We start from the raw sequence: 18121 nt of genomic DNA, 5'->3' as shown, positions 1-18121 counted from the left end.
CAACCCAACCGGGGAAACCAATTCCCCGGTGGGATGCGTGTTTCTCCGGTTTTTTATTCACTAATCAGGAGAAACACCATGCTGTATATCAAAAAAGCCAATGGCGAATACACAGTAGCCGATGAGGACGATGTCATCTACGAAGCCATCACCATCTATAACCGTTATTTTGCCAGAGGCGAAAAATTAGACTCACCCGATAAGGCACGGGATTTGATCAAGTTGAAACTGGCATCTTATGAACACGAGGTTTTCCTGTGCCTGTTTCTGGACAATCAGCACAAGGTGATTGCTTGTGAGGAGCTGTTCAGAGGCACGATCGATAGTGCCAGTGTGTATCCGCGCGAAGTCGTCAAGGCCGCATTGCAGCATAATGCGGCAGCGTTGATAGTCGCGCACAATCATCCCTCCGGCGTTGCGGAACCGAGCGTTGCGGATAAGGCGATTACCGAAAAGCTGAAGCAAGCCTTGGGCTTGATTGACGTTCGCGTGCTCGACCATTTTATTGCCGGGGAAACGGTGTATTCGTTTGCCGAACAGGGATTAATTTAATCGACGACAATTCAAGATCTGTAGAGTGGTCAAGATTTGTAGAGTGGTATTTTTTTAACGTTTAACCCGCCGGGGAATCAACTTCCCGGGTGGGTGTTGTTTCCCCAGGCGTTATTTTGAGGTGAAACAGCGATGATTGACACAAACCATGAAGGCGCAGTAACGCTTGAAACAGCAGTGATTGACGCGGTGGACGTCGACGCACAGGAAGCCGACAGAGAACTGGAATCCAACCTAGAACAGGAGTCCAATAGAGAACAGGAATCCAACAGGATTCCCTTAAACGATTTCCTGACCGAATTCGGAGACGGTCTGATGGCATCGGTATCCAAACAATTGCCGCCGGTGTACGACCCAGGCCGTCCCAATCCGCAATGGGACGAAATCATGGATAGCTTAAAACGCCGTCCGTTTGACGCTCAGCGGGAACGGGTACATGCGGCCTGTCAACTGTTGGTTGAACAAGGCGAACCGGCTGCCGTTTTGAACGGTGAAATGGGCTGCGGAAAGACCATGTTGGGGATTGCAGCGGCCGCCGTATTACACGCGGAAGGCTATCGGCGAACCTTGGTGATTTCCCCGCCGCATTTGGTCTACAAATGGCGTCGGGAGATTTTGGAGACCGTTCCGGATGCCAAGGTTTGGGTGCTCAATGGACCGGATACCGTTCGGCAACTGTTGGCAATCCGGGCGAATCGCAGCGTTTCGCCGTCGGCGCCTGAGTTTTACGTGATCGGCCGCGTCCGCATGCGGATGGGCTTCGATTGGCGCCCGGCGGCGCTGGTCAGGCGAGTTCATGAACGGGTCGTCGTTCCGGAAACGGAGACGCAACCCAGGCGGACCTATATGGCCAGCTTTGAATTCGCCGCTTGTCCGGCATGCGGGAGCTTTGTGGTCGATGACGAAGGCGAACGGCTGAGCGCGGCGCGATTTAAACGCGGAGACGATAGTCGCCATGCGTGTTTGCACTGCGGTTCGCCATTGTGGACCTTGAAGCGCAACAATCCGCCCAAGGATTTTCATGAAATCGTTCATGATGCGCTGTGCCAAATTCCAACAATCGGTCCGAAAACAGCCCATAAGCTGCTGCAAAAGTTCGGCACCGACACCTTGTCGGCCATGTTGTCGGATAACGTGTTCGAGTTCATCAATCTGATGGACGAACACGGCGACCTGGTGTTTTCCGATCGTCAGGCAAGACGGATGGAGCGATCGCTGGCCAAGCAAGAGATCGGCTTCGGCCAAGGCGGCTATCAACCGTCTGAGTTCATCAAGCGCTATCTGCCCGATGGATTCTTCGACCTGTTGCTGGTCGACGAAGGCCATGAGTACAAAAACTCGGGGTCTGCGCAGGGGCAGGCGATGGGCGTGTTGGCCGAAAAAGCGCGTAAAACCGTATTGTTGACCGGCACGCTGATGGGCGGCTATGCCGACGACCTGTTTTATTTGTTGTGGCGAATCATGCCGGCGCGAATGATCGAGGACGGGTTTCGCTATAACGGCCGGAACAACCTGGGATCGGCCGCCATGAGCTTCATGCGTCAGCACGGGGTACTCAAAGACGTATTCAAGGAGACCAACGACGGCAACCATCGCACCGCCAAAGGCAAGAAAATGACAGTGCATACCTCGAAAGCGCCGGGATTCGGGCCGAAGGGCGTGCTGCGTTATGTGTTGCCTTATACCGCGTTTTTGAAACTCAAGGACATCGGCGGGAACGTGCTACCGGATTATCACGAATCGTTTGACGAGATCGCGATGAGTCCGGTGCAGAGAGAGGCTTACGACAACTTGAGCGGTGTCTTGACAACCGAAATGCGCAAGGCGCTGGCCAGGGGCGATAAAACGCTGCTGGGCTTGGTGTTGACGGTGTTGCTGTCATGGCCGGATACCTGTTTTCGATTGGAAGAAGTCCGTCATCCGAGGACCCAGCAGTTATTGTTGACGATGCCGCCGGTGTTGGGAGACGAGCCCAGTCCGAAGGAATCAGCGTTGATCGAGCTGTGTAAACAGGAGAAAGCTCAAAACCGGCGGGTGTTGGTATATACCGTTTATACGGGTAAACGCGATACCGCAACCCGTTTGAAGAAGACGCTGGAAAGCGCCGGCTTCAAAACCGCCGTGTTGCGGTCGAGCGTCAGCACCGACCGGCGCGAAGACTGGATCATGGATCAAGTGGACCGGGGCATCGAAGTGCTGGTCTGCAACCCGGAGTTGGTCAAGACCGGCTTGGATTTGCTGGATTTTCCGACGATCTGTTTCATGCAGTCGGGGTATAACGTGTATACCGTCCAGCAAGCCGCCCGACGTTCCTGGAGGATCGGACAGAAACAGCCGGTAAAGGTGCATTACCTCGGCTACGAAAACACCGCGCAAATCGCCTGTTTGGCTCTGATGGCGAAGAAAATAGCGGTCAGCCAATCGACATCGGGCGATATGCCGGATACCGGTCTGGATGTGCTCAACTCCGATGGCGATAGCGTCGAAGTGGCGTTGGCCAAGCAATTGATTGCGGCCTGATATTATTAACTTGCCCCCGTTATGGGGGCTTTTTCCAGGTTTTATGTCTAACAACGAAGGCATCGAACCTGGAAAAAGCGGAACATTTTGACAGTGTTCACTGCGTTTCAGTGATAACCCTTAGCCGCCGCGGTTCTGCTATATCCGGCGGTCGGTTCCTGCGGGAATGGTGCAGACGTTTTCATCAACTCAACCGGGTAGACCTTAAGAGTTCCTTCGTAAATGAGCAACAATCAGGTATGCTTCAAATGAATAGAATGTAGACTAATGTTTACACCTTGCGAATGAAGGAAACGGCCATAACCGGCCATTTAGGGTGCTGGCGAAATTTTCGACCCCTAAGTTCAGCGAATGACAGCTTTTCGGCAAGCAAATCGACATTATGACTGAGTCAGTACGGCCACTTTGCGACATTCAAGTATTTCTGTGTAGGTCGGCTGTAAAACAGAAAGCTGTCGTTAACGTGGAGCGAACCGGGCACCCTGCCGTTGGCGCTCCGGTTGAGCGCAGAGGTAGACAACAATTGCTCTACTTCGTGCTTGGCCAAGATGGCTGGGAATACTGAACAAGCGCGCCGGAGTAGTTGCTTGCCAGAGCTACAAGTCTTATGAAGAGTTCCAAGCAGCCGTGAACATCGTCCAGCAACTTCTGCAGAGTTGAATCATCCATGTTTAGCTCGTCTGCATGCGCAGATTGGTTCCTCAGTCTGTTCCAGATCGGGATCAAGTGTTTTGGAATCGAGCCGGAGGTCTCAAGCGCATGAAGTGCGCTCTTTGATGTTTGGGACAGCGCATTCGAGAGACTGCTTCTGACTCGCTGCTTGACTCTGTCCCCAACCTTTATCTCATCAAGTGCGGATTGAAACTCCTGAACCTGTGCCACAAAGTCTGCGTCTGGTTTCCCCAGATCTTTAAAGTAGGCTTTGAGCAACCCTTCAATTGCAGTTGAAAGTACCAATGCTTGATTCTCAATATTTCCACCGTAGGCCGAGTAAATTCGGTACCAATATCCAGCGGCTAGAGAATGCCTATTTTTCCCAAGTTTAGAGAATGTCCGAACGAAATCGGCGAGGTCATCTGAGTAGGTAAGACTTATCTGAGGTAGTGCAGGCAGAAACCGGTCGGCGCGATGTATGTCTCGCCTCGAGAAAAGCGTTGTACGAATGACACTTCCATCATTCCAAGATTCAAAGAATGGCTGCAGGTAGTAGCCGGTGGCAAATGAAATGGAATCAATGATGCAAGTAGCATAGTCATTCGGATTCTCGATCTCCGGTACGGAGATAGAAATACTTGTGTATCTGTCCAACTTGGTGACAGAGATAGGCCCGTCTTCGACCGCTACTGTGAACCGAGATCGCGAAATACTTTTCTCCGAAACATCACGATCATTCCAAGGTAAATCGACCAAGGTTGAAACGCCGAAGTGAATCTTCCGTTGCTTGCCTGGCGTATGCTCGAGCTTTGTCGTAGATGTGAGGTCGTTTACCTTTGCGCGGATGATTCGCCCCTGCGCAGGCATGCTGAGGTCACCTGAGGCCCAAACTCGATCGGCGAACCACTCTCGTCCATGCATATCCATTCCAGCGAGTGAGAAGTACTTGCTCTCCGGAATGATCTTGCCGGGGGGGAGTTGCGGCCTTGCGAACTCGTCCCTGAAGTCCTGATGAAACTGCTCCGGGCTGTCATACGTTAAGTACAGCTTTAGCCGCAAACCCCCGTTGCTATCCTGCGATATTGAGCCCGGGCCTGAGAAGACCTTCTTTGGTTCATGACTCATCTGCGTGAGTCGAAGGACCGGGAAGTCGATCTCAAACTTGTTGTCGAGCAACTCATCGATGATCTTAGAAGTCAGCAGCATGCGGGGGCTCGCGTATTGTGTTGTCTAAAGTATTATATACGGCATTTGATGTTTCATAATCCGGTTCGTATGTTGAATAACTCAAGTGAAAAATTTTAAGTAATTGATTTGAAGCCAGTCCATGATTTCAACGCCCCAGCTGGTGTTGATTAAAACGACATTCTGACGGAAGCCCAAAAACGACAAGATCTTCCATGATAACCAGACGCTAGGCAATAAAGTCAGGAATATTATTTGGGCTGTCTTCCCTGGGTCTGCAATACGAAACTGAGCAGCCAATCAAAATCAAACATAATCCGGCCGTTTAGGGTCGCCTGGCGACCGTCCGCTCATCAGATTGATCGCCGGAAAGCTGTCATTGATTTCCGATACCTGAAAGCGGCCGTTCGTCACTGAGTTCAATCGACCCATTTTTGCCAGTCGGACTTCTCCAAAGCGGCCGGTCAGCCAAATTCAGTTTTGCGGACTAGAAGTCTACAAAGCGGCCATTGGTGACCTCAACCAAGCGGCCAAAAGCGGACTACAATGTTGTAGTCGTCAGTGGCAGCAGTTGAACCGTTAGCTGCCTGCTAGCTTAAGCTAATGCTTGACTTGGCACCGTTTTCCAATAGCGGTAGGAATGGTTCGAGGTGTCACGGAAAATGTGGCCAGCAGCATCCAGTATGACTGCGGTGCTGGCATGGGTCGCCATCTAGTTGCTGTCCGCTTGGTAAGTGTTGTTTTCGGTGTCTTTAATCAGCACGGCATTTATATCGATCAAGTCTGAATACATATTGCATTGTATGTTCTCATTCACCGCTGCTTTGCCGTCGGCTGCTGTAATTCTTCTGTCACGAAGCAAAGTCACGCCGCGGGGATTGCACGTTGCGCAGAACGCAACGGATTCTGACCGCCAGCTTGGAGACACCTGTCAGGTCGAGATCGGCTGCTAGCAGAGTGCGGTTCATCTTTTCTGCCACAGGAATCATAAACATACCCATCGCGCCTAATTTGCTATTGCCCAGATAAGCAATCAGCCGCAGCGAAACAATCCGCGTGAACTCCAGTTTTGCCGGTTTAATGTCTGAAGTGAACAGCCATTCATCCGTATATCCCGGTCGTATACCCTCGAATCGCGCTGGCCCAAAGGCGCCTTGAGGCAGGTTCTTCTCTTCGGCGAGTAACTGCTCTACGGTCGGGCATTCCTGAGGACCAAAGAGCAGGTCTATCACTGGCTTCATTTCTAAAAGCACATGCCCAAAACCCGAAGGGAAGAAACCGCCATTCGGCAGCCGGACAGAGAAAAGCGCTTTGAAAATTTGCTCTACGACCGTCTGGACGGCGAGAAGCTGGTGCAATACCCGATCATGGTCGCTCAGGCTTCCTGGTCGTAGCGTTCCGCCTCCCGCTGCCTTTGCATGGAATACAGCGCACCGCACAGCCGAGTAATGTGCGTCGATAAAAGACTCAACTGGATCATTGCCTGGTTGCTTCACGAAGGGCACAAAATTTATGCTGTGCTTTTCCGTAGCGTCCCTCACGGCCCGGCGTATCCAGTCCGTCTCACCCTCCCTGTGTTTCTTGGGAGCAATGAGATCGAGCACGGATTCGAGCGCTAGGAACATGTTACGGTAAGCATCGAAAACATTTTGCGACGCCTGCGAATATCGGAAGTACCGATATGCAGGATGGTGCTGCGGCGGCACATATGCAGGACTAGGAACAATATTACCGGCCGCATCCTTGACAACCGCTTGTACATCGCCTGGCTCCGCAGCAAAAACAATGCTGGTCGTCAGTTGCATTTTGAGTCCGTGCGGCCCAGTACGCCAGACGACATTATCGTGTGGCGCGGCGACGAGAAGGGCCGTGCGCTCCTCGACGGCGACGATGTCGAGGAAATCCTCTGCAACGGCGTGCGCTGCCACCGCTACAGTCTCAAGGGGTTTGTTCTGGTCCGGGGTTCCTCCACGCACACACAAATAGGCAACACCCTTGCGAAGCTCCACCTCCCACAATCCGAACGCCTGGATGCGGTCTTTCCGCGCAGGTGCGTTCAAAGCGAAAACCGTGCCCTGTGCAACTGTGCCTGTATCAAACCCGTATGCGTTTGCCATGTTGATCTAATTTCCTGTAACTCAGCAATAAGCTGGGTTTGATTATCATTCAACCCAGCCTACTTCTGCAAACCCAACATCGGCTTAACGTCAATTTGCAGACATTAATAAAACTATAGCGATTGTCGTTTTAGGGTCGGTTGGACTCAGTGACGAATAGCCGCTTTCAGGAATCGGAATTCAATGACAGCTTTCCGGCGATGAATCTGAAGAGCGGACGGTCGCCAGGCGACCCACAAGAGCCATTCGCTCCAGATTTCCAAACGGCAGCTAGCTGCTCCATAGCAGAATGTGATTAAGGTGCCCTGATGAAGGCACAATTAAATCTCAAAATCCGAATTTAAAATCTAAATTTCCATCGATTTAATGGAGGTATTTTCATCAATTCCATTAGATGTTAAAGTTAAAATACTCGAAATATCAATCCATTTTGAATATTTGGTTTCATGGAATGAATCACCACGAATTTGCTTTTCACCCAAGCAAGTCCAAAACATTTTTAGGTTATTTTCAGCTAAAAACCTTAATAACACATCTTTTCGGACTAAAAGCGAATTATCCCCGCCACTGTTAACTGATGGGTCGAAACAAACCACTTCGCCATCAGAATTTAACCACTTACCAATATTATTCGAATACTTAAGCTGCATTTTGTTATACATCAGCTCCCTAGGAGCAAGGTATGACGATTGTTCTTCCCGATCGATTGCTGATTCCCAATTATGCCGCTCTGTCGTTACCATAACTTCTCCTAAAACAGCCCCACTATCATTGTCTTCATAAATATCTTCCCATAGGCTACGACCATAATACGGATTATCAAAAAAACGATATGCAGGTGACCAATAATACTCTCGGGAAAATATCTGATATTGGTCACTGTTTTCAGGCAAGCGTAACTCCCTTAATTCTTGCTTGCTCAGCCAGTCAATAAATTCAACGAGATACCCATCCCGAGCAAAATAACTCTGTATTTGGTATTGAAGATGTTTATGGGGGTATTCATGCTGTTCATAACCAATGGGTACAGGCTCTTCCCATTCTGGAAACATTTCTAATACCAGCCACTCTTGTCTTTGGTTATCGACAAGTTCAATAATCTGTTTTGGATTTGGCAAATTATCTTTGCTAATTAACCACTCTTTATGGCTACCACTCCAGTCGTTATAAGCAACTTTGGTCAGCCAAGTTTTTTCTGTGAGTAATGGAAGTTTAGCGCCTTTAATAAAGGTCGGATCAATATTTCTGATAGACGGCTCCCAAGCACCTTGATACCAGATATATTTTTTATTTTCATTCCATCCGGAAGAAGGATCTTCCATTTGAAAGTTATCAGAAACTCTTGCCAGTACTTCATATAAAGCCAGCCATTGATATTTTTTACCAATTCGCTCCTTTCTATTGCTAAATCTGTCACCGCTACTTGCATAGTTATCGAAATTCCCGTGCTTTTTGATGTCATAACCAAATTTTTCAAATATTAATTGGCATGCATAATTGCTCAAATCATTTGGATCGAATTGATAGCTCCAATCGTGTAATGCTCTTTGAAAAGTATACCTTCCAAAATCACCATAACTGCAAATCCCTCTACCATATTCAGTGACCATAGAACGCAATATTGCATTCTGACTCCAATAAGTTTTTGAGTCGTCTAACTTGTAATCGTATTTATAAGCATCAATTTCATCATTGCTAGGAAAATGATCTGGAAGTGTACTTATATATGGAGGGCGAATAACACCAATATTCTCTAAAGCAATGACTTTCTTGTACAGAGCGTATTCAACGATATTTCTGGCGTAGTCTCTAACCAAAATATTTGGATAAATTTCATCGTTTGCTTGATTATGAAAAATGGTTGCCACGATAAAATTTGATAACTCAGCCAATCCATACAAATTATCTGAGCGTAAAACCCCGCCATAAGCGGCTGCTAAAATTCGTTCATAAACATACGGATCGTTCACATTTTCAAAATCTGTCACTAACCGAGTGGCAATTGGTAGGTGATTCTCTAACAAACATACTAACGCTTTTGTCGCGGCATCCCTAAACCGGATATTGGTGCTTGTGAAAAGCCAGGAAAGCGCTTTACAAGCTAATAAGCGCGAATCATCAGAAACATATTCATTGGCGCCATCCTGTCTAGCCCAATCAATCAGCCTCTGCATTGGTGATTGTTGCTCATCTTGGTCATGCAAATAAGTCGTCCAGATCCCATCTCGTTCAGCCAATGAAAATTTCATCAAAAAGCGATGCAATCTATCGGCGTTGTAAAATTGAGCCGGGTCTGACGCCACTGAGTAGACCATTTGAAAAAACAAATCAAAGGTATGGTCGTTAACCAAAACAGCCTGATTGATATAATCTTTAGTTTTTTCTTTGATGGTCTCCGGTTTGCGCCAGATTAAGCTTTTTATAAACGCTTCAACTACTGGCCTAGTTGATTTCTTATCTTCAGAGATCAGCTCGTACAATTCGAAGTCTATTTTTTCAGGTAGTTGAATTGATAAAGCCTCCAGTATGCCTTGATACCTATAGGCATTTTCAAGGTATGGAACTAAAGCACCATGTTCTTGAAACGTATTCTTGGGATTCGCAACGTCGAGACACTTGGTAAGTAAGTAATCGGCTGTTAAATGATCTTCAAATCGTTCGTAGGCAAAATAAACGATTTCTTCATCGTGATTGCGACCAAAGATGTTTTTCGTCAAAACACCTTCTGAGATTAAGTGGTCTACAAAGTCCTTTTTGTTGCTGTATCGAGTGACGATGCCGTTGGTTATATCAATGGCGTCATCATAGGACACATCACTTACATTATTTTCCAGTTTATGTTTGATTAATGCATCGACTACTTTTTTTACCAGTTTTTTGCTGGAAGCGGGCTGATAGTCAAAAAGTGATGGCGCAGATAACTTTTCGTCAATGCTACTTAGAAAAAAATCTATGATACTGGTAATGCCGCCGTAGCCTTTAGGAATACATTTCTGACTTGAGCGCATTAATCCTTCACAGAACAGTTTTAGAAATAAAGGATTACTGAACTCCGGATGCAATAAAGGGATGCTGGGTTGCTCGATGCCATGTTGGGCAAAAAAGAAACTGGATGCCTGATATTCAACGCCCTCAAAGCCATGATGCTGTATTCTGATGGCTGCATTTTCGGGAATTAACGTTTTTGGCGTTAATAAGGGTTCGTAGGATGTTTTGACACTCAAGACCAAGCCTAACCAGGGATAGCGCGAGAATTCATTGATAAAAGCACAAATATGGTCAGGCCAAAAAGATCGGCCTTTGCCTTCGTTAATTGCATCAACGATAAACAACAATCGTTCACCCTTTGCTTTGGCTCTAGTGTTTAAAGTGCTTAATAGCTTATCTTTGTCAGAATTTATAAGCTGTAAGTTTTTAAGAATTTGAATCCAAGTTGGTTCTTCGGTAGTAAAGTGCTGGCCTAACAAAAGCAGGCAAGCTTTATTTTCCTTCAGTTTATTAGCAGCAACATCCGCTAATAAATGTGATTTGCCAATGCCTGCTTCACCAGCAACTATCAAAACAGGAAGGTTAGCTAAGGCTAGCGTTGGAGTATTTATAAACTCTCGGAAGGCATACAAAGCACTATAGGCTTGATTGAAGTAGAATTTTTTGGAGTCGATTGATTCCTTGGATAGTCCGTGCTCGTGATTCCTCAGCTGCGCTTGGTATTCTGATAGAGAATGCTCAAATGCTTTAAAGCTTTTTCTGATAGCTTCAATGTCAAAATTAGGTAAGTCTTGTTTTCCGCGTAGGTCTACTTGTTGATTGAGCTGCGCGGAAAATTTAATGGCAATGTCTTGATTTAAAAAATCATTATCTAATCGTTTGAAAGCTTTAAATAACGTATGTATTTCATTTTCAAAAGCATCAAAGAATTTGGCATTTCTGCAGAGGGCATCGAAATACTTGGCAATATCTAATTCAAAATTCAGTTCTGGCGTATAGCGAACGCCTAAATTTAACAGGTTGTCATTAACCTGTTTTTTAAACCAATCATCGGAAAATGGCTGCCCATTTTCAACCGAAGCAGACTCTACTAGTGCAAGAATCGAGCTTAATACTTCTGTGGCGAGCTGGTCATTATTTGAAAATTGTATTTCTGGATAACGTTCATATTTTTCTAATAAAGCAAGGTGACTTTCCTGAATTTTGGATTGATCTTCAGAATAGCTGTATTTTTCATCACGCTTTGCATCAAAGTTGGGAGTGGCGATAAGCAATTTATTGCCATGGTAAAGTGCAAGCCATGCTTCCCATTGTGTATAAGAAAGTGCTTGCACGTTAGACTCTAAAAATGGAAACCGAATGAGAAAATCAGGATAACTATTTAAAATAGCGTCAACAGACGGTCGTTGGGCAAATGCTCCGCTCATATCGCCAACTAAATGAATAACAACATCACATTGTTTAATATAGGCATCGAGCTTATCGAGCGTCGGAGTTCCAGCAGCTATAAAATCTTCTTGAACTTTGACCGATTGGTTCGGGCCAGTTAGCTGTTTATTCAACGTGTCACGGTAACTACCAAATTCTGCGGTTACTGCTGATATAAATATTTGCCTGTGTGCTATGGAATAATTCATTTGATTTCAATTGTGCTCATTGCGGCTTAGCTGCTACTCCACAGGTGTTTAGAAAATGTGGCCTTACAAACCTACCACATTTGCTCCTCCAGGTTAAATAATCGAAAACTTCGATTGTAAAAATAACCCACCGAGTTGAAGCTAACTTTAGACATGACGGGTATCGAATGTCAGCATTACAAAGATGACCAGCCGTTCACTGGAAATTAGTGACGGTCAACTTTTGGGCCGGGTCGAGCCAAAGAGGAAGCAAGGTTGTTTGCCGAAAAGCTGCCATTTGCTGAACTTAGGGATTAAAAATTTCGCCAGCATCCTAAGTGGCCGGTTTTGGCCGTTTGGTTGAGGTCGCCAACGGCGGCTTTGTAGCTTTCTAGTTCGCAGGATCTGGTTTTGCCGACTGGCCGCTTTGGAGAAGCGTGAGTGGCAAAAATGGGTCGATACCGGTCACGGCAAGTAAACAGCTTTGTGTCAACCGCCGAATTTCAATGCCGAAAGACCCACATGTCAGCCGTTAAACAACATGCGACTTTTATGACGATGCCGAAATCACATATAACGGACGAATAGACAATACAATCGATGAGGTTTCATAAATGCAAAATCGCTACAAAGTCACCACTTGGAATATCGAATGGCTGGGTCACTTGCTGCGCGATATCGATGACGACCGAAAGTCGGACAATCAACGCGCGCGGCTGCAGCAACGGTTACTGGCAATTTACGAAGCCATTGCCGAGATTGCGCCCGATGTGCTGTGCATCACCGAAGGGCCGGCCGGCGATACGGCTATCGACCGATTCGTCGATGGCATGCCGGGATATACTGCAGTCAAACGTCCGCCCGGTGAGCCCTATCATCAGCGAGGTCAGCAATGGATTTGGTTTTTGGTCAAAGACTCTTTGGCGGCATCGGCCTCACTGCTGCCGATCACGGTCTGGCGCGATTACACGGAACAAGCCTCGCCGGATGCCGAACACCAGGCCAATTGGCCGGTGCATCGTTGGGGCAGTATCGATACCACGGCCCATAACCATTTCCGGCACCCGCAGGTATTGACCGTAACCCTGGGCGACACGAAAGTCGAAATGATCGGCGGCCATTTCAAGAGCAAATTGACCACGGTCGGTAACTACCACAGCGAAGACGCCGAAACGCGCCGAAAATACATCGAGGCGACCTTAGAAAACCGCATCAAACTGGCGACCGAAGCGCAGAACGTGCGGTATTACCTCGATCACCGGTTTCGACAGGAAGTCAATCCGGCGATTATGCTCATGGGCGATTTCAACGACGGCCCCGGCAAAGAACTGTTCGAGCGGCAATTTTTGTTCTTCGATCTGCTCGACAATCTTCAAGGCGACGTCTTCGCAGCCGAGAAATACCTGAATCATGCGCTGTTCGATTATCCGTCCGAGCTTAGATGGTCGGTACGGTTCAACGACCGGATCGAACCGAACCGCGATCCGCACATCCTATTGGACCACATTCTGTTTACGCAAGCCTTCGTCAAAAACCGCATACCGCTCTGCGTCGAAGCCCACGCCGGCAAAATCGAACACGAGTGCTTCGATCGAATCACAGCGCAACTGCCTTCCGGCCTGCGCTTGAGCGATCACAAACCGGTGACCTGCTTGATAACCCAGGCCGCAAACAGTCGGTGCCTGGATGAAACCTCAGTCGTTTCAACTGCTAATGACACACGATGCCGGCCATAGGCCCGACAAGGGCAATTGACTGTTCGGCATAAAAGTCCGGGTTAACTCGACGGTCGGTTGAGTCTAAGGTCCGGAAAGCTAGCCAACGAACGAAGCGAAACCAAAAACAATAGCCGTTTCATTCAGGGTTTTTTCTTGCGCTAGCGGGTTACCGTGTCAGAATCGCTCAAGAGTTAAACGGCAGTCTCAATGTAACGTTAACCGGGTTGTCTTTTTTACACCTGCCTCTACAACAAATTTCGACTTGGCACCTTCATTGAAGAAAAAGGGGGATTGAGGGGGATTTTTTAAGTATTACCCTAATTCCTCTTTTTCCCGGCGGCCTATTTCAGGAATCCGTTATTGATCCTAAAAAGAGCAGTTTAGAGCCTCAAACTACCATTCGCCCTGAGCCCTTCGGCTACGCTCAGGAGAGCCCTGTCGAAGGGTGAACGGTAGTTTGAGGCTTCACCAGGTAGGTGAAAGTGTTGTAGACCCTTCATGCTTCGACTTGGCTCAGCACGAACGGTCTACAACACTTGCCAACTGCTCTTTTTAGGTTGATAGGTGTCGCTGTGTTTTATGACGTGTTCACTGCGTTTCAGTGAAAACCTTTGACCGCCGCGAGTCTGCTTTGCCGGCGGCCGGTTCCTGCGGGAATTGTGCAGACGCTTTATCAACCCAACCGGGGAAAGACTTTCCCGGTGGGATTCGTGTTTCCCTGGTTTTTTATTCATTCATTCATCAGGAGAAACACCATGTCAACTTTAAGTTCACGTTTCAGTTCCGGCTCGCCTGTGATCCGAGCCGATTATCCGTTAACGGACGACGCATTACGGTCGTCAGTGCCTTCGATCTTTGCTGACACCGCGCATGATTCGCGTTCGGATCGGTATGCGTATATCCCGACGATCCAAGTCTTGGAAGCCTTGAGAAAGGAAGGTTTTCAACCGTTCATGGCCTGCCAAGCACGGGTGCGCGATGATTCCCGCGAAGGCTACGCCAAGCACATGTTGCGCTTGCGCCATGCCAGTCAAATCGAAGGGCAGGGCGAGACCAATGAAATCATCCTGCTCAATTCGCATGACGGATCGTCCAGTTATCAAATGCTCGCCGGCTGTTACCGGTTCGTTTGCCAAAACGGCATGGTTTGCGGCGATACCTTTCAGGACGTTCGCGTTCAACATCGCGGCGATGTCGTCGGTAACGTCATCGAAGGCGCTTACGAGGTGCTGCTTAACTTCGAGCGGGTTTCCGAATCCAGAGAGGAGATGGCTGCGATCGACTTGACGTCCGACGAGCAACGCGCATTCGCCAAGGCCTCGTTGCCATTGCGATTCCAGGAAGGGGCGGATAAACCGGCGCCGGATCAGGTCTTGAAACGCCGGCGTAATGCCGATTTCAATGACGATCTTTGGACGACGTTTAACGTGATTCAGGAAAATCTGATCAGAGGCGGAATTCCGGTCAGACGAACGAATGCCAAGGGTCAACGGAAAGTGGTCAACACTCGCCGCATTAACGGGATCGACGGCAATGTTCAACTCAACAAAGCGTTATGGACATTGGCCGAAGAAATGAAATCCATTAAAACGCATCGGCCGGCCGCCTGATTGAGTCTGTTATCTTTCAACCCGACGGGGGAAACCAATTCCCAGGCGGAATTCGTGTTTCCCCGATCTTTTTACCGGAGAAACACGATGACCCATCAAATTCAAACCAAGCAGAACGCATCCCTTCCGTTTTTGGTATGGGATACCTGCGATATCGCCAACCAACAAGCAAGATTCCTGGTCGAAAACGGCGAGGCCGACGATGAAGACGAAGCTTTTCACATCGCCTGCGAAGATCAGGATTTACTGGACTTCGAGTGGGAATCGTTGACCGACTGCCTGACCGAAACCTTGCAAGCAATGAATCCGGACGTCCATTGGCACGCCGACGTCGAAAAGTTCGGCTGGCGAAACCTGAACGGTTACAAGGACTTCGAAGCCGACGACGGCAAAACGTTTTTGGCGAACATTCTGCCGAAAACCGATTGCACGTTTAACGTCTTTCTGGAGCAGGGCATCATCAGGATCCAGAATTTCCATCACGATTCGCCGACCGGCAACGAATGGTACACCGTTCGCCCGGCCAAAGCGCTTGACGACGAATTCGAAGCTGATTTTGACCAAGTAGCGTAACGACGCCTTTTGAAAAACCCAACCGTTATTAATCCACAGGGGAAACTGATTCCCTGGTGGGATGCGTGTTTCTCCTGTTTTTTATATTCATCTACTGGAGCAATACCATGACACAGAAACAAGAAGTCGCGATGAAAGTGAATCCACAAAAATGGGTTGAAAGTTTGAAGTACAGTTTTACCAACAAGACGACCGTCCTGAGTGAACTGATGCAGAACGCCAGACGGGCCGGAGCATCGTTTGTGCGATTCGATTACACGACAGACTCAGCCACGGAGTCCAACACGCTGGTGGTATCGGACGACGGCTGCGGCATCGAGTCTATGCAAACACTGCTCTCGGTCGCGGAGTCAGGATGGAATGCGGACCTTGTTAACCAGGAACATCCGTTCGGGATCGGATTCTTATCCGCTTTGTTCGCCTGTCGCCATATCTTGGTGACAAGCAATGGCAAAGAAATCTCAGCGTATACGCAGGATGTTCTGGCATTCAAGACGATACCGGTGACCCCCTGCGAATGGAAAGGCACCACCGATATCGTGCTGGTCGGTATAGAACTGGATGAACAAACTATCCTCAACACCTTGAGGATCTTAGCCAGAGGCTTTCCGATTCCGGTCTACTTCAACGGAGAATGCCTGGAGCGTTCGGCGGCCGAAGATTCCGATTATTTGGTTTTTATCGATACGGAAATCGGCAAGGTGTATTTACACGGATTGGTTAAACCGTCCCTCAGAAATTCCAGCTACGAGGTTTATCTTCAGGGTTTGCCGATATACCGTACACCCAGCTTTTACTCGGATCGACATCATGTCATTCATCTGAATTCATCGCGTTTCGACGCCCGATTGCCGGATCGTGACAAGTTGATCGACGAGGAGGGCGCAATAGAGCGGATCACGGAGGTGTTGAGACAAGCAATCGAAAAGCGCTTGCGCTCGATGAAGATGACGCTGGCAGCCGAAGAATTCGCCATGTTTTATCAAATAATGCGCGACTGGCAGTTACTCCATCTACTCAACGACGTTCCGGTCGTGCCTTGGCAAGTGTTGCAAAAAATCGTGAGTTATCCGGTGTGTAGCTGCCAGTATGGTGATTTTTTGGAATATCCGCGCAAACCGGTAACGCGTGATGAGATCGAGGCGCGAGGGATTGTGATGATCGATGACGTGATCGAGCAGGATGGCGCTGGGCGTTATTTGTTTGCATGGAAAAAAGGGTATCTTGTCTATGACAAGCGATACCTGGATAGCGAGCATTGGCTACACGATTGGATTGACGATCTTCAAACCAAAGAACTGCGGATCGAGCCGGTCAACGTGACCGATCGATTCGTTTTCGATGGTGAACTGACTTCGATCAATGTACGGTTTTGCGATTGCTACCGAATTCACCTGGACGACGAAACGATTGAAATTCACGATGACGCCGTTTACCTGGGGAGCGATAACGATTGCGAAGCAATCATTCCGAAGCAAGACGTTTCCGGGTTCGTGTTGAAACAGGTGGGACGATACGAAAACGAATATGACGACTTTCAAAAGGCTTTACACGAAGCCGATGTCGAAGCGTTATCGCGGTTTTGTATCGCCAACACGACGACCGAACCGTCGGATGCGGTAGCCTCGTTATTGCCGGATTTTTCCGGCTGTCCGCTGTTGTACGGAAAGTCCTTTCGGATCCGTCTCGACCCGACAGGTAAAGTCGCTAAAGTGGAAGCCGCTTAATCGATAGTATTTCACCCACCCAGCCGGGAAACATCATCCCGGTTGGGGCTTGTTTTCCCGACGCTTTTTCATCACATTGACGATCGCGTCGACAATGACGACTTAAACAAATTCAGACAGGCGAAACTTGATAACGACAACAAGTAACCGCTTCTCATTTTTCGCCCCTTATCAGGGGCTTTTTCGAGTGCCGGTCTGGCCGGTTTTGGAAAAAGCATCTGACTTGGCGAGGCTGACGACTTTTACCGTGGTCACTGCGTTTCAGTGACAGCCTTTAGCCGCCGCGAGTCTGCCATGCCGGCGGCCGGTTCCTCCGGGAATCGTGCGGACGTTTATATCAACCCAACCGGGGAATTTATTCCCCGCGTTGCGGCGGTCTGAATTCTCCGGTTTCTTTAATCCAACTGGAGAAAACCATGAAGACCATGAACACACAGACCGCAAACAACGCACGTCTTGATACCAGTGAATTTGCCTCAGCGCTGGCTCATTTTACCGGCACTGAGCAATGGTATCGCCATCCGTTCATCAAGCGGATGATCTACACCGACGGCGTCAAGTTTTTCGCAGAAAACGGCGGAGAACACGGTGCTTACTGGTTTCTAGATAAAATGGCGCTGGAAGCGTGTCCGGAACTGGACAAACGCAAGGAATATTTTGGATCGGTGGTGATGAAAGTAGCCGATGACAAAACAGCCGTTATCACGGTCACGGACGGCAACGACGGCCTGATTGCGACCTATACTCTCGATTTCACCGAGATGCAAGTTGGTGAATGGCGGTTTTACTTGATCGAAGATGGCGATTATCGCGTGATGCTGTTACCCAGCGAGTATTAGGAGTTAGGCAAATGACAAATTT

General features: G+C 48.3%; 11 protein-coding genes. 7 read left to right on the top strand and 4 right to left on the bottom strand.

Annotated features, from left to right (window positions below; translation table 11 throughout):
• Positions 1-78 precede the first annotated feature (78 nt).
• Positions 79-552 (top strand): RadC family protein, encoded by a 474-nt coding sequence (radC, locus tag ACRJJO_RS03265; protein ID WP_431064502.1) that lies wholly within the window; start codon positions 79-81, stop codon positions 550-552.
• Positions 553-684: 132 nt separating this feature from the next.
• Complete coding sequence (locus tag ACRJJO_RS03260) at positions 685-3072, top strand: helicase-related protein (protein WP_431064501.1); 2388 nt, start codon at positions 685-687, stop codon at positions 3070-3072.
• A 528-nt stretch (positions 3073-3600) separates the two neighbouring features.
• Here the strand turns inward: ACRJJO_RS03260 and ACRJJO_RS03255 are convergent.
• From ACRJJO_RS03255 to ACRJJO_RS03240, 4 genes are all read right to left on the bottom strand, one after another.
• Positions 3601-4932 (bottom strand): hypothetical protein, encoded by a 1332-nt coding sequence (locus tag ACRJJO_RS03255; RefSeq protein WP_431064500.1) that lies wholly within the window; start codon positions 4930-4932, stop codon positions 3601-3603.
• 691 nt (positions 4933-5623) lie between these two features.
• Positions 5624-5779 carry a hypothetical protein gene (locus ACRJJO_RS03250; RefSeq protein ID WP_431064499.1) on the bottom strand — a complete coding sequence of 52 codons (156 nt, stop codon included), beginning with the start codon at positions 5777-5779 and terminating at the stop codon, positions 5624-5626.
• Entirely contained in the window at positions 5763-7028 is a 1266-nt protein-coding gene (gene mauJ, locus ACRJJO_RS03245) for a methylamine utilization protein MauJ (RefSeq protein ID WP_431064498.1), read from the bottom strand. The genes ACRJJO_RS03250 and mauJ overlap by 17 nt, the downstream gene beginning before the upstream one ends.
• Positions 7029-7375: 347 nt before the next feature.
• Positions 7376-11653, bottom strand: a complete 4278-nt coding sequence (locus ACRJJO_RS03240; protein WP_431064497.1) for a DUF4062 domain-containing protein — start codon at positions 11651-11653, stop codon at positions 7376-7378.
• A 593-nt stretch (positions 11654-12246) separates the two neighbouring features.
• Here ACRJJO_RS03240 and ACRJJO_RS03235 point away from each other — a divergent pair.
• The 5 genes from ACRJJO_RS03235 (at position 12247) to ACRJJO_RS03215 (ending at position 18099) form a co-directional block, all read left to right on the top strand.
• Entirely contained in the window at positions 12247-13368 is a 1122-nt protein-coding gene (locus tag ACRJJO_RS03235; RefSeq protein WP_431064496.1) for an endonuclease/exonuclease/phosphatase family protein, read from the top strand.
• Between the two features lie 737 nt (positions 13369-14105).
• A complete protein-coding gene (locus ACRJJO_RS03230; protein WP_431064495.1) occupies positions 14106-14960 on the top strand; it encodes a DUF932 domain-containing protein in 855 nt (284 codons plus the stop codon).
• Between the two features lie 87 nt (positions 14961-15047).
• A complete protein-coding gene (locus tag ACRJJO_RS03225) occupies positions 15048-15533 on the top strand; it encodes a hypothetical protein (RefSeq protein WP_431064494.1) in 486 nt (161 codons plus the stop codon).
• 107 nt (positions 15534-15640) lie between these two features.
• On the top strand, positions 15641-17260 hold the full coding sequence (locus ACRJJO_RS03220; protein ID WP_431064493.1) for an ATP-binding protein: 1620 nt from the start codon (positions 15641-15643) through the stop codon (positions 17258-17260).
• Between the two features lie 416 nt (positions 17261-17676).
• Positions 17677-18099, top strand: coding sequence for a DUF6876 family protein (locus tag ACRJJO_RS03215; protein ID WP_431064492.1), 423 nt, complete (start codon positions 17677-17679; stop codon positions 18097-18099).
• The last annotated feature ends 22 nt before the right edge of the window (positions 18100-18121 follow it).

This window comes from Methylotuvimicrobium sp. (assembly GCF_050611805.1).
In the GTDB taxonomy this organism is placed as follows: Bacteria; Pseudomonadota; Gammaproteobacteria; order Methylococcales; family Methylomonadaceae; genus Methylotuvimicrobium.
The sequence above is the reverse complement of the archived record's forward strand: the minus strand, read 5'-3'. Positions and strand labels throughout refer to the sequence as shown.